The sequence below is a fragment of the Aeromonas enteropelogenes genome (assembly GCF_020097295.1).
Taxonomy (GTDB): Bacteria; Pseudomonadota; Gammaproteobacteria; order Enterobacterales; family Aeromonadaceae; genus Aeromonas; species Aeromonas enteropelogenes.
The window spans coordinates 4,171,699-4,185,191 of sequence record NZ_CP083625.1 but is presented as its reverse complement, the minus strand read 5'-3'; the positions used below and the strand labels follow the sequence as shown (position 1 = coordinate 4,185,191).

Annotated in this window: 10 protein-coding genes; 3 read left to right on the top strand and 7 right to left on the bottom strand. The window is 56.2% G+C overall.

Features of this window, described 5'->3' with window-relative positions:
• Positions 1-113: 113 nt before the first annotated feature.
• Positions 114-2,009 carry a PTS fructose transporter subunit EIIC gene (locus LA321_RS19310; protein WP_042069931.1) on the bottom strand — a complete coding sequence of 632 codons (1,896 nt, stop codon included), beginning with the start codon at positions 2,007-2,009 and terminating at the stop codon, positions 114-116.
• A gap of 521 nt (positions 2,010-2,530) precedes the next feature.
• On the opposite strand from LA321_RS19310, the gene LA321_RS19305 reads away from it, so the two are divergent.
• Entirely contained in the window at positions 2,531-2,680 is a 150-nt protein-coding gene (locus tag LA321_RS19305) for a hypothetical protein (protein WP_167335316.1), read from the top strand.
• A gap of 93 nt (positions 2,681-2,773) precedes the next feature.
• Here LA321_RS19305 and LA321_RS19300 read toward each other — a convergent pair whose 3' ends face one another.
• The 4 genes from LA321_RS19300 to manA form a co-directional block, all read right to left on the bottom strand.
• The gene (locus LA321_RS19300) at positions 2,774-3,292 is read right to left on the bottom strand and encodes a hypothetical protein (RefSeq protein ID WP_224212231.1); all 519 of its coding nucleotides are present in this window, start codon (positions 3,290-3,292) and stop codon (positions 2,774-2,776) included.
• 51 nt (positions 3,293-3,343) lie between these two features.
• Positions 3,344-3,715 carry a hypothetical protein gene (locus LA321_RS19295; protein ID WP_052445706.1) on the bottom strand — a complete coding sequence of 124 codons (372 nt, stop codon included), beginning with the start codon at positions 3,713-3,715 and terminating at the stop codon, positions 3,344-3,346.
• Between the two features lie 281 nt (positions 3,716-3,996).
• Positions 3,997-6,675, bottom strand: a complete 2,679-nt coding sequence (locus tag LA321_RS19290) for a GH92 family glycosyl hydrolase (RefSeq protein WP_042069929.1) — start codon at positions 6,673-6,675, stop codon at positions 3,997-3,999.
• Between the two features lie 805 nt (positions 6,676-7,480).
• Positions 7,481-8,692, bottom strand: coding sequence for a mannose-6-phosphate isomerase, class I (manA, locus tag LA321_RS19285; protein WP_042069928.1), 1,212 nt, complete (start codon positions 8,690-8,692; stop codon positions 7,481-7,483).
• A gap of 129 nt (positions 8,693-8,821) precedes the next feature.
• Here manA and LA321_RS19280 point away from each other — a divergent pair, with 129 nt between their 5' ends.
• Together LA321_RS19280 and icd are read left to right on the top strand one after the other, a co-directional pair.
• Positions 8,822-9,697 (top strand): helix-turn-helix transcriptional regulator, encoded by an 876-nt coding sequence (locus tag LA321_RS19280; RefSeq protein ID WP_042069926.1) that lies wholly within the window; start codon positions 8,822-8,824, stop codon positions 9,695-9,697.
• A gap of 166 nt (positions 9,698-9,863) precedes the next feature.
• Positions 9,864-11,117, top strand: coding sequence for an NADP-dependent isocitrate dehydrogenase (gene icd / locus LA321_RS19275; RefSeq protein WP_042069925.1), 1,254 nt, complete (start codon positions 9,864-9,866; stop codon positions 11,115-11,117).
• Positions 11,118-11,199: 82 nt separating this feature from the next.
• Here icd and LA321_RS19270 read toward each other — a convergent pair whose 3' ends face one another.
• Positions 11,200-12,654 (bottom strand): SulP family inorganic anion transporter, encoded by a 1,455-nt coding sequence (locus LA321_RS19270; RefSeq protein WP_042069923.1) that lies wholly within the window; start codon positions 12,652-12,654, stop codon positions 11,200-11,202.
• Between the two features lie 397 nt (positions 12,655-13,051).
• Entirely contained in the window at positions 13,052-13,228 is a 177-nt protein-coding gene (locus tag LA321_RS19265; RefSeq protein ID WP_124240153.1) for a hypothetical protein, read from the bottom strand.
• Positions 13,229-13,493 lie beyond the last annotated feature (265 nt).

Genomic DNA, 13,493 nt, shown 5'->3' with positions numbered 1-13,493 from the left:
TGTGTTTTAAATCAGTGGTTTGCCATATGAGATGATGAAAAGTTGGTCGCCGCTAACAGAGCAGGGGCCCGCAATGGACCCCTGCTGCTGGTGGCAAAGCATGTCACGGCGGATCAGGCCGCATCTTGCCCCGTGCTTGCCCGGGTGCGGGCCAGCAGTCCGTCCGGGTCGTGGATCGCCTCCCGGATCTTGGTGTCGATCACCTCGATATCCTTGAAGCGCTCGCGGTACTTGATGGCCACGTCGTGGGCCAGGATGACGCAGCGGGCGTTGGCCACATCTTTGGCGGTGATGCGGTTGATGATGCCGTTGGCGCCTTGGGTCTCCACCTTGAGCTTGATCCCCGCCCTGGCGGCTGCCTTCTGCAGGCTCTTGGCGGCGAGGAAGGTGTGGGCCACACCGGAGGGGCAGGCGGTGATGGCGAGTACGTCCGCTTCTCCTTCCGCCTCGATGGCCTGGTAGTCATCTGCTGTGCTCGTTTCCTCTTCCTCCTCGGTCACCGGTTTTTTCAGCAGGTTGACTATGATGGCGGTGGTCAGGGCACCGAGCAGGGTACCGACGATATAGCCTATCTTGCCCTCGACCACCGGCAGTACGATCCAGCCCCCCCAGGGGGCATGGTTGATGCTGTTCATCATGAAGCCGGTGACGTTGCCGACTATGCCCCCCGCGACGATGGCCGGAATGACCCGTACCGGATCGGCAGCAGCAAACGGAATGGCCCCCTCGCTGATGCCGATCATCCCCATGATGGCCGCTGCCTTGCCCGATTCACGCTCCTCTTTCTTGTATCTTTTCGGGGACATCAGGGTGGCTAATGCCATGCCGAGTGGCGGCACGCAGATGGCGATACCGACGCCGCCCATCAGCCAGGGCTGGGTATCGACCTGGGTCTGGGCGAACAGGGTCGCCACCTTGTTGACCGGGCCGCCCATATCAAAGGCGGTCATGCCCCCCAAAATGGTGCCCAGCATCACCTTGCCGGAGCCTGCCATGCCGGAGAGCCACTGGTTCATCGATTCCATCATGGCGGCAATCGGTGCACCAATTACCCACATGACGATGCCGCATACCAGGAAGGTGCCGATCAGCGGATAGATAAAGATGGAGCCGAGGGAACTCATGGAGTCAGGCAGCTTGATCCGCTTGAGCTGGTTGACCACGAAGCCGGCGATAAAGCCCACCAGAATGGCCCCAAGAAAACCGGTCTGATAGTGCTGTACCGCCACCCAGGAGCCGATCATGCCGGGGGCCAGGCCCGGTTTGTCGGCCAGCGAATAGGCAATATAGCCACCGAGCACGGCAGTAAAGAGAGTGAGTCCGGCGATCCCCATGGTCGCCATGTCCTTGAGAAAACCTGTCTCTGGCACGGCCCCCTTGCCGCTCATCATCACGGAGAGGGACAGCAGCACACCCCCCGCCACGATAAAGGGGATCATGTGGGAGGTACCAAACAGCAGATGCTGTTTCAGGGTCGCGAGCCGCTCCTTGAAGCCACGCTCCCTGGCAGGTTCTTCTTCTTCTTCGGTGGGGAGGACCGCCTTGGTGGGTTGTTGCGCGCTGGATCCTGCCGAGAGCAGCGACAGCACCTCATCGACTTTGGTGGCTGCCTTCATCTGCTCGATAAAACCCGGCGCCAGCAGGCGGGTGGAGAGCTCGGCCAACACCTCGATATGGTGGTTGGCCCCGCCCTCTGGGGAGGCGATCATGAAAAACAGCTGGGCGGGCTGGCCATCTTCGGAGCCGTATTCGATCCCCTGCTGGCTGATCCCGATGGCAATGGCCGGGCGGCGCACCGCGTCGCTCTTGGCATGGGGCAGGGCCACACCCTGCTCGAAGCCGGTGTAGTCAAGCTGCTCCCGGGCCCAGAGATCGCTGATAAATTGCTGCCGATCCGACACGGCGCCATCGCGCACCAGCAACTCGGCCATCTCGTCAAACAGGGCCTCCTTGCTGGTTGCCCGCAATGCCAGGCAGATGAGTCCGTCATTAGTCATGGTGGGTAACATTTCACTCTCCTTGCTCTTCCCGAGCGTCATGAGGTGGGGTCAGTTGTCCCGAATATTGTTCTCCCCTTGCCGGCCTGCCGAAATCGGACAAATGTGCCGTTCACTGGATTTTTGTGCGCCATGCCCCGCCCTGTGACCCTGCTCGCACTTTTTTTGCACCGGTTAATGTTAATTTATTTTAATTAATTGCATTTAAAAACAGATAGTTGAAGACGGATTCTATAGATGGGGAATCAACTGCTGAGCAATGATTCAATTGGAATAAAAACATGGGATGGAGAATTGTGTGATGGCCAAGGCGTGAGCAAAATGTGAGCGGATAGACAGAAATAGGCGACAGCCGTGAGTGAGCTAAGTGGGGCTCATGTGAAAAGTAAAACAAAATTTTAGATTGGTTTTGCCACAATCAATCGTTTATTTCGTTGGGCAGTTGCGCGATTCCGGATGTCAGAATAGGGGAGAGCAGGTTGGCCAAGTGCCGTCAGCCAGTGTGTAACTCTATGAATGAAGGAGACATTCTGATGGAAAAACTAGACCAAGAGATTGACACCATGCGTCAGGAGCTGGAGCTGCAGGGTCTGAAACAGGCCCACGACAAGTGGCAAGCCCGGGTCGATGAACTGGAGCGCATCCGCTCCTCTGAGCCTCACTCTGAAGAGGCCGAGTATTAGCCCGCTCTGATGGTCGCAGTCCGTTTTTCTGACATAGCGAAAGGATCGCCAGAATAACCCAACCCCCACCGCCCAGCGGGCCGTGGGGGTTAATTATTGCGGCCCGGCACCGTTTTGTGCCTGCCACTGCTGCAGGCGCCGTTTCAGTGAACCCTCGCCCGGGCTGATAAAATCATCCAGCAGAAAACAGCGGCGATCGCCGGCAGTTTTAAATTGAAAGGTGACGGCTCGTGGCTCTTGCCGGGTCTCCGAGAGCATAAAGCGATAATCCATGCTGACCGAGACGATGCCATCCTGCTGGCCAGCCAGGCGGAAGGTGATGGGCCCGGTGACCTCGCCATCTTGCGCACTGATCCAGGGATCGGCATCGATGGCGCACACTTCCCCTTCGCCATTACACTTGGCTTCCTCGCTCAGCACGGCAAAAAATGCCGGTGTCAGCAGCGCTTTCACCTTTGCCGGTTCTGTGTAATAGAAGTCCCTGTGTTCACTCCAAAAAGCCTTGGCCAGCTTGACCGCGGCTGCATTGTCACAGGCGGCGTAACCTGGGCCAATTAATAATGAATAAATTAAAGCTGATAGTCCAAAATATAAACGCATATGATATCCCATGCTATATTGCTTTCTTTTTAAAAAAGAGCATATGGTTTTTAATTTGAAGTGTTACTCTTCACGATGATGAGTGGTATTACGAAGTAAAATCTCTCTCAATTCCTTTCTTCTAGTTGAGCTACTCTGAGTTTCTGCCGCATGAGCTTGCATTTTGATATATTGTGTTTGTTCATTTAACTCATTGCCTTGTCTAGCCATTTCATTTTTAGTCATAATTAAGGCTTCAGTATTCAAATGTAGTTCCTTACGTTGTAATATGTACCCAATAATAAGCCATAAGAATGTAATTGGTGCAGTCATTCCTGCTAGAAAATCACCCCATTCATTAAGAGACATACTTACAGCACTTTCCCATTTCAACCAAATCAATATCACTATCATTAAGCACCAGAAAAAGGTAATTAGCAGACCTATTTTTTCCATCTGAAACTCCTGTTTATATATATTGGCCTAGTTTTATCTATGTTTTTATTGTTGATGAGTCAGTACGACTTTGAGCCTTTTGGCTGTATTTTGACACTATATGACAAGATTAAGCAAGGTAGTATGATATTGTGGTTTGATTTTTTGATTTCAGTTTTTTACATGAAAAATAATACAATTATATTTGTGTGTTTTTTTGAACTAAAAAATGTTTTTTGAAGAGGAAAATCGGGAGGTGTCATTAGAAAGGGGGAATTCTTCTTCCCCCCGTGAAAACTGGATCAACGGGATCCTTCGGGCATATCGCTTTCGTGCAGGAAGGTGCCGATGCCTTGCGCCGGTGGCAGATCTTCGGGTTGGGCTCCCCACTCCTTGTTGGGGATATCTCCCATCACAAATTCAAGTTCACCGCCATTCATGATGTCGTCATGGGTCAGGTAGGTGCGCGTCAACTCGCTGCCATTGAGTCGTGCCGACTGGATAAAGATATTGTCGCGGCTGACATTTTGCGCCTTGACTGTGAATCTCTTGCCATTGCCCACATCGATGGATGCCGTTTCGAACATGGGGGTCCCTATTTCGTAGATGCCGGACGATGCATTGACCGGGAAGAAACCCAGCGCACGGAACACGAACCAGGCTGACAGCGTGCCGAAGTCATCGTTGCCACAAATACCGTCAGGGGTGTTTTTGTAACAGACGTTGGTTGTGTCGACGATGACGGCCTGGGTTTTCCAGGGCTGGCCAACGTAGTTGTAGAGATAGGGCACGTGGATATCCGGCTCGTTGCCCTGTACATGCTGACCCACATTGCCCGTATTGAAGATGGGGAACTGGTTGTCCGCGGCGTTGCGATCCGGGTAGGTGGTCCAGTATTCGTCCAGCCGCCTGGCAAACAAGTCGCCACGTTTCGCCGAAGGGTCCTGCTTCTGGTCGAAGCGGGTCATCAGGTCGATCAGGCCTGAAATATCATGCTGGACGCTGAACGAATATTGCCAGCCGTTGGACTCGGTAAATGCCCAGTTGAACATCTCCGGACGCCAGTTTTTGCCGACTTTCCGTCCCGTTTTCGGGTCTACCCAGTTGGCGTCAATAAAGTTTCCAGCATAATCGCGAGCCTTGAACCAGCCTTTGTATTGGCCACCAAAGTCAAATTGCGCTTGCCAGTTATTGGAGCGATCCGCGAACTCTTGATAACGAGGATCGTCTTCACCAAATACGGTCTTGACGGATTGGGCGATGGCCCAGTCGTTCATGGAGTACTCCAGCGAATAGGATGCAGTCCAGGAGTCTTTGAAGGGAGAATGGGCCGCCCAGGGGTCAGAGGGGGGTTGATCGTGAAGTTGGGCCGGTACATAGCCCTGCTCTTCGTACTCCTTGATCCACGCCACTCCCTGGCTGGTCGAAGCGCGCGCATCGGTCACCATGGCATTCACGAGACGTTCCTTGATCTGCTGGCGCTCTGTATCATTAAAACCAAGGTCAATCATGCGTTTATCAAGGGAGCCCTTGGATAAAACGTCATGGATGACAGGGGTCGAATGCATGCCCATCATCATGCCGGTCTCATTGCCTTTGAGAGTCCATTCTGGCAAGCGCCCTTTACGCATGTTGCCCTCATCGTCGATCCACTCCTCTTCTGCATAGGAGAGCATGGAGAGGACGACATCCGCGAGACGATCCGGTTCCAGGATGGAGGAGAGAGGTTGCACGGCGCGATAGGTGTCCCAGAGGGAGAGGGTGTCATAGCGGGTAAAGTCGGCTTTACCGTCTCTGTTGGCATCGGCGGTACGAACTGACTCTTTCAGCGTCTCGGCCAGCTTTCCGTCTTGGGTGTTGCCATCGGGATTTGCGCTGCTTCCCTGATGCACCTGGCGGTAGCGACCATCCAAATCGGAGTAGATAGTCTGGCCTAGGTAGGCATGATAGAGCGCCGTGTAGAAGGTCTGTTTGTACTCTTCATCACCGCTAACCCGGATTTTTCCCAGCTCGTTTTCCCATTTCCGGGTGGCGGCTTGCCGGACATCATCAAATGTCATGTCTGCCACTTTGGTCATGTTGAGCGAGGCGCCTGATTTGCCCTCCTTGCCTATTTCGACGCTGGAGAGGGCCACCTTGGCCTCAACGGTCAAGCCCGTCGTCGAGGTATCAAATTCCACATAGGCGCGGACAGGCTGATAATTTTCGATCGCCTCGTTGGCCATTTCCGTGGCGCTTTGCCTCGCGTCGATATAGTGATCCCGTTCTTTGTCGTAGTAGGCAAAGCGGATGTTTTTGATTGGCTGATTGAACTCCATCACGAAGAACTCTTTCTGGCTGGGGGCCCAGCCATAAGAGAAACGATAGCCTTCGATGCGGTTATTCTCCTTATCCCACTTCATCTCTGTTCCTGATGTGCCGTCGATAAAACTGACACCCAGGTTAATCACAATTTCGGATCTTTCATCGCGAGGAAAGGTATAACGATGGACACCGACGCGATCGCCTGCAGTCAATTCGGCCTTGATGCCGTAATCGAGCAGATCCACCTTGTAGTAGCCCGCCGTCGCCTGTTGATCCTTGTGACGATAACGGGATGCTTCGAGATTGCCCCCCTTCTCTATCTTGTAATCGGATCGCGAGTTGATGGGCATCACCAGAATATCGTTCAAGTCGGTGGCACCCGCCCCCGAGAGATGGGTATGAGAGAAACCGGCGATGCGTCTGTCGTGATAGTAATAGCCGGACGTATATTCCCAGCCAACAGCCCCATTATTCGGGGAGAGCTGGATCATGCCGTGAGGGGTGGTTGCGCCAGGATAGGTATTGCCGAGATTACCCGTACCGATTAATGGATTGACGTAGCGGGTGACACCCGTGTCGGGAGGGCTGACAGGATCTTGCGTGTCCTCCTTGCATCCGGCAATGACCATCAACCCGGCGAGGGTCGCACAAGCGAGCAGGAGAGGAGCCTGTTTCATAATAAACTCCGTTATATTGTGATTGGTGTGTGATGGAAAATAGGGGGGCTGAAAACTTTTTTCAGATGCAGGGTATAGGAGTCAGATAGTATTTGGTTGCGAGTAGGATCACACTCTATTTAAAACAAATAAAGGTGTAATCTATGTCTTTGATTATTGCCTCCAGTCATTATTATCAAAATAACTACAAATATTGGTTTTAATGCGACAAATGGATAGAGAGGATTTTTTCATGCAATTGCATTGCGCAGCTATATACTTCTTCCTTTTTTGCGGAATTTTTATATTGGCATTCATATTATTTCCCGACATAACGCATTGTTCTATCTTGATTTTTAATAGATGGGTTTATTAAATTATGAGTTTTTATGAGAGTTATATTGGATGGGGTTTTATTCTGATTGGAAATAATTAAATGTCGTATGCTGTCGATACGTTGAAGTCGAAAGCGTGAGCCGGATCTTATAAAGACGCGACAGGAAAAGTATGGATTAACGGGAACTGTCTGTTATTAACTAACGTATTATTTTACGTCGTAGTCATGGATAGGATCATCATTAGATGTCGCTTGGCAGAAATGGCGATATCCCGGTTCAAAACGCTGACAGTTAATGGCTGCTGGCTGAGCCAGAAAATAGTCCCGGTAGTCTCTAAACATGGGTCAAAAGACGACCCTTCCTGTGTGGTTGATGGGGCGAGGGCGTATCAGTTAAGTCAGGTGAACAGTAACGCAGAGAACAACAGCAAGGGCCATCCATGATGGCCCTTGTGCGTGTATCGGCTCTTGAACTCGCCGGTTCGCGCCTTAGTAGCGGTTGCCTGCGCGGGCGACCCGGCCCTCGGCCAGCAGTTGATAACTGCCGGTGGCGGCCGGGATAAAGGCGGATTGTCCCTTCTCGAGACGCAGTGTGTCATCACCGCGCTTGAGGATGACGGGGCCGTCGATGGCAAACAGGATCTCGGCGCTGGCGGTGGTGAGCTGATGCTCACCCGCCGGATAGACGCTGAAGGTAAAGTCCGGCACCGGCACCTCGAAGTGCTGTACCGCACCCTCGCGGCGGGGGGCCAGCAGGATCTGGTCATCCGGCTTGGGCAGGCAGCGGGTGCAATCCAGGAGCTCGGTCACATCGATGTATTTGGGGGTGAGGCCGGCGCGCAGCACGTTGTCGGAGTTGGCCATGATCTCAAGGCCGGTACCGCGCACATAGGCGTGGGGGGTGCAGGCATCGAGGAACATCGCCTGACCGGGCTGGAGGGTCACCACGTTGAGCAGCAGCGGCGAGAAGAGCCCCACATCCCCCGGGTACTGGACGGCGAGGGAGGTGATCAGGGCAAAGGTCTCCTCGTCCTGATGCTCATTGGCGTAAGCCAGCAGATCGATCAGCGCAGCCTCTTTGCGTACCCCTTCCAGCATCAACAGCTGCTGGAAGAAGTGTTGCAACCCGGCTTCGCCCTGATTGGCTGCGTGAGCGGCGGCAAGGGCCCCGGTCAGATCGGCGATAGCCGCCAGTTTGACCCGCTCGAACAGCGCCAGGATGGCGGGAATGGAGCGAAAGCCGTTCATCGCCTGATACGGGGTGAGCGCGAACACCAGTTCCGGCTTGTGGTTGGGATCCTTGTAGTTGCGATTGGCTGCCTTGGGATCGATACCGGCGGCCTCTTCCTTGGCAAAACCGGCTTCGGCCTGCGCCTTGCTTGGGTGCACCTGGATGGAGAGAGCCTTCTCGGCGCACAGCACCTTGAACAGGAATGGCAGGCTGCCAAAGCGAGCGAGGGTTGCCTCACCCAGCACGGCGGCCGGGGCGCTATCGATCAGGGTGGAGAGCTTTTGTACCTGATCGCCGCAGGTGATCTCGGAGCAGCCGTTGGGGTGTGCCCCCATCCACAGCTCGGCCTGGGGTTTGCCCTCCGGATTGGGGATCCCGAACAGGGTGGTGAGGGAGTCATGACTGCCCCAGTCGTAGCCTTGAATCGGGTTTTGCATCAACAGAAAGGAGGGCAAGACGCTACTGCTCATAAGAATGCCTCATTTTAAGATGAAGAGGAGCGGGTGAAGAAAAGGGTGGCATTGATAGTCCGAGCCGGACTATAACATGGGCCATTGCGTGCGCCGCAACCGCTTGCCTCTCTCTTGATCAGGATCAGCATGTCACTCATTTTCAGCCAGTTGTTTGATGGTGCCCTTGGTGAACAGGTTCCTTTCGACCAAATCTGGTTCGCCAGTGAACAGGGTCTGCCCCCAAGCTTCAGCTATCAGGTCAACTTTCCCCGCCTCGAGCTGGTGTTCAGCGGTGAATACCTCAATCAGGTGTGGGACAGGGAGGCTGGCAGCAAGGAGATTGGTGTGCAGCCCGGGCAGGCGCTCTATATCCCTCCCAACGGCTGGAACAAGCCGCTCTGGACCACTGACTGCTCCGTATTGAGCCTGCTGTTTGGCAAGCGCCAGATAGGGTTCAGCTTGGTGAGCAAACGCCGGGAAGAGCCCGATTTCTTTGACGTGCAAAAACACAGCATCATGGCCCGGGCGGGTCATGTGACAGAGCATATTCTGGGAGCGCTCAATGTGCTGGCCGAGGATCCCGGTCGTGCGCCCACTGACGATCTGCTGCTGCAGGCGCTGCTCACCAGTACGCGTCAGTTGCTGGCGGAGTCCGCCGTTGACAGGCCGCGGGGGGCGGATCTGTTCCACGGCATCTGCATCTATATCCAGGAAAATTTTCACCGCCCCATTACCCGCGACTCCATCGCTCACCGCTTCAATGTCTCCGCCAGCCATCTCTCCCACCTGTTTCGTGAGCAGGGCCATATGCGCCTGGCCGATTACATCAGCTGGGTGCGCATCGACCGGGCCAAATTCATGCTGAAAAAGTACCGTTTCCGCTTGGAGGAGGTAGCCAGCCGTTGTGGTTACACCGATGTAAATTACTTCTGTCGGGTGTTCAAGCAGAAGACGGGATTGACGCCGTCCCAATACCGCGCTCTGAGCCAGCCCCAGACATTGGCCTGCGAGGCCGAAGGATAGCGACTGGCGCCAGAGCCGCGGCCGGGGCGGGATTGTGACCCGGATCGCCCGGGGGCTACCTCTTTGGTCTGACATGGGTGATCGCCATTTTATTATGAAAATGAATGGGCTAAGATGGCCGCGCGCAACGATCAGATTGATAACAAACGGAAGTTAGGAGATGCCGATGGAAAGCAAAGTAGTTATCCCGACCCAGGGCCAGAAAATCACAGTCGATGCCAACGGCAAGCTGCAGGTTCCCCACAATCCCATCATTCCGTTTATCGAAGGGGATGGTATCGGTGTGGACGTGACCCCGGCCATGTTGAATGTGGTAAATGCCGCGGTCGAGAAAGCCTACAAAGGCGAGCGCAAGATCGCCTGGATGGAGATCTATACCGGCGAGAAATCGACTCATGTCTATGGCGAAGGTGCCTGGCTGCCGGCCGAAACCCTGGATTTCATTCGTGAATACTGCGTGGCCATCAAGGGCCCCCTGACCACCCCGGTCGGTGGCGGTATTCGCTCTCTCAACGTGGCCCTGCGTCAGGAGCTGGATCTCTACGTCTGCCTGCGCCCGGTACGCTACTACGAAGGCACTCCGAGCCCGGTCAAGCGTCCTGATCTGACCGACATGGTGATCTTCCGCGAGAACGCCGAAGACATCTACGCCGGCATCGAGTGGAAGGCCGACAGCGACGAAGCCAAGAAGGTGATTTCCTTCCTGCAAAACGAGATGGGCGTGAAGAAGATTCGCTTCCCCGAGTCCTGCGGCATCGGCATCAAGCCCATGTCCAAGGCCGGTACCGAGCGTCTGGTCCGTGCCGCCATCGAGTACGCCATCGACAACGACCGTGACTCCGTGACCCTGGTGCACAAGGGCAACATCATGAAGTTCACCGAAGGTGCCTTCAAGGATTGGGGTTACGCCCTGGCCCAGAAAGAGTACGACGCCCAGCTTATCGACGGCGGCCCCTGGTGCTCCTTCAAGAACCCGAAAACCGGCAAGACCATCGTGGTCAAGGACGTCATCGCCGACGCCTTCCTGCAACAGATCCTGCTGCGCCCGGCCGAGTATGACGTCATCGCCTGTATGAACCTCAACGGTGACTACATCTCCGACGCGCTGGCGGCCCAGGTGGGCGGCATCGGCATCGCACCGGGTGCCAACATCGGCGACGGCGTGGCCCTGTTCGAAGCAACCCACGGTACCGCGCCGAAATACGCCGGTCAGGACAAGGTCAACCCGGGCTCCCTCATCCTCTCCGCCGAGATGATGCTGCGTCACATGGGCTGGACCGAAGCGGCCGACCTCATCATCAAGGGGATGGAAGCGGCGATCCGCAACAAGACCGTCACCTATGACTTCGAGCGCCTGATGGAAGGCGCTACCCTGCGCTCCTGCTCCCAGTTCGCCCAGGACATGGTCGACCAGATGTAAGCGCTGCCTCGGCAACGCAAAAGGCCAGCCCCAGGGGGCTGGCCTTTTTTTATGGGCGTTTGGTTCCAGAAGCGGCGTTCGGTCAGGTCGCCGGGGCGAAGCGGCCGAGCAGGGCGGCGCTGGCGTCGCTCACCCCCGTCAGCTGCACCTCGGTGCCGGCAGCCTCGAAGCGGCGGCGCACTTTGGTCAGGGCCTCGGCGGCGCTGAGATCCCAGAAATGGGCGTCACTTAAATCGATCACCACCCGCTCGAGGGATTCGCCGGTGTCAAAGCCGGCACAGAACTGCTCGGTGCTGGCGAAGAAGACCTGGCCGTGCACCCGGTAGGTGCGGGTGGCGCCGTGACGCTCGCTGTCGCTGTGTACCAGCAGGGTGCGCGCCACCTTGTGGGCGAAGAAGAGGCAGGCCAGCAGCACGCCGGTCAGTACCCCGAGGGCCAGGTTGTGGGTCACAACCACCACGGCCACCGTGCTCAGCATCACCAGATTGGTGGCCAGCGGCGTCTTGTGCATGCGCAGCACTGAGCCCCAGGAGAAGGTGCCGATGGATACCATGATCATCACCGCCACCAGGGCCGCCATGGGGATCTGGCGGATCCACTCATCCAGGAATACCACCATGACGATGAGCAGGGCCCCCGCCACCAGGGTGGAGAGGCGGCCGCGGCCACCGGATTTCACGTTGATGACCGACTGGCCGATCATGGCGCAGCCCGCCATGCCGCCCATCAGGCCGGCGGCGATGTTGGCCAGCCCCTGGCCCTTGCACTCACGGTGGCGATCGCTGCGGGTGCCGGTCATCTCGTCGACGATGGCGGCGGTCATCAGGGATTCGAGCAGCCCCACCACGGCCAGGGCGGCGGAGTAGGGGAAGATGATGGCCAGGGTCTCGAGATTGAGGGGTACGTCGGGCCACATGAAGACCGGCAGGGTGTCCGGCAGGGCGCCCATGTCGCCGACCGTGCGCACCTCGAGGCCGAGGCCGACGCTCACCGCGGTAAGCAGCACGATGCACAGCAGCGGCGAGGGGAGCAAAGTGCCGATGCGCGGCAGGCGCGGGAACAGGTAGATGATGCCAAGCCCGGCTGCGGTCATGGCGTAGACCTGCCAGCTGACGTTGGTCAGCTCCGGCAACTGGGCCATGAAGATGAGGATGGCCAGAGCGTTGACAAAGCCGGTCACCACCGAGCGCGAGACGAAGCGCATCAGGGCGCCGAGGCGCAGGTAGCCGGCCAGGATCTGCAGCAGGCCGGTGAGCAGGGTAGCGGCCATCAGGTATTGCAGCCCGTGCTCGCGCACCAGGGTCACCATCAGCAGGGCCATGGCGCCGGTGGCGGCGGAGATCATGGCCGGGCGGCCGCCGGTGAAGGCGATGATGACGGCGATGCAGAAGGAGGCGTAGAGCCCCACCTTGGGATCGACGCCGGCGATGATGGAGAAGGCGATGGCCTCCGGGATCAGGGCCAGGGCCACGACCGTGCCCGACAGCAGATCCCCCCTGACGTTGCCAAACCACTCTTGTCTGATGCGCTCACGCATGGATTGTTCTCGCTCGTTGCTGGCGCCCTGGGCGCTCATTGTTTTTGTGGGCGCGGTCGCCGCGCGGCGCGCGACTCTAACAAAGGGGAGTGGCAGGGGCAAGGCGGAAGTGGGGTGATGTGGCGGCGTATCGCTCATTTCAATCGTGCTTGGGTAGTTGAACCGTTGAGGCGACATGCCGCAGGAGAGGCGAAAGAGAGTTTTATGGCTGTATGCGTTGGCTATGCAAGGGCTAGAACCGTGGTTTCTGTCGTCTGGTGCGAACTGATGGCACAGGGATGACATCGACATCAGGTTGCCGCGATTGGCAACAAAACGGAGATAAAGAGGGGAGCTGGAAAGGGTAAACAAAAGAAAGCCTTGCAGCTCGGGTGCTGCAAGGCAAGGAATCGGATGATTAAGTGGTTCTTTCCAGATGGTGCTGGTAGATCTGCTGCCACTTGTCCAGCTCGGCCTCATCTCCTTGCTGCTGCCAGAACTCGCAGATGGAGCTGGCCAGCTCGGAAGCCATGGCATGGTCACCGTCACGACGGCTCATCAGGTATTGTCCCAACCAGCTTTGATATTGCTTCATTGCACGATCTCCTTATCAAATTGACGATTGAAACCCGTGTTGTGTGGCCAGTCGCTCGTCCCGCGCTGACGCTGCGTGGCTGCTCCTGCCACACCACAGCTGTTGCGTTTGCCTGTCTGGGGCATTGTTTTCATACGAAGAGAAACCCGGCGCAACAGGGCTATGCCTGAAAAAGGGTCACCACTTTATCACAAAATGAGCAGAAACGCAGGTTTTGGGTTCAATTGGGTTATAAGCAATGGTCCATGACTCTTCACGGGAAGAT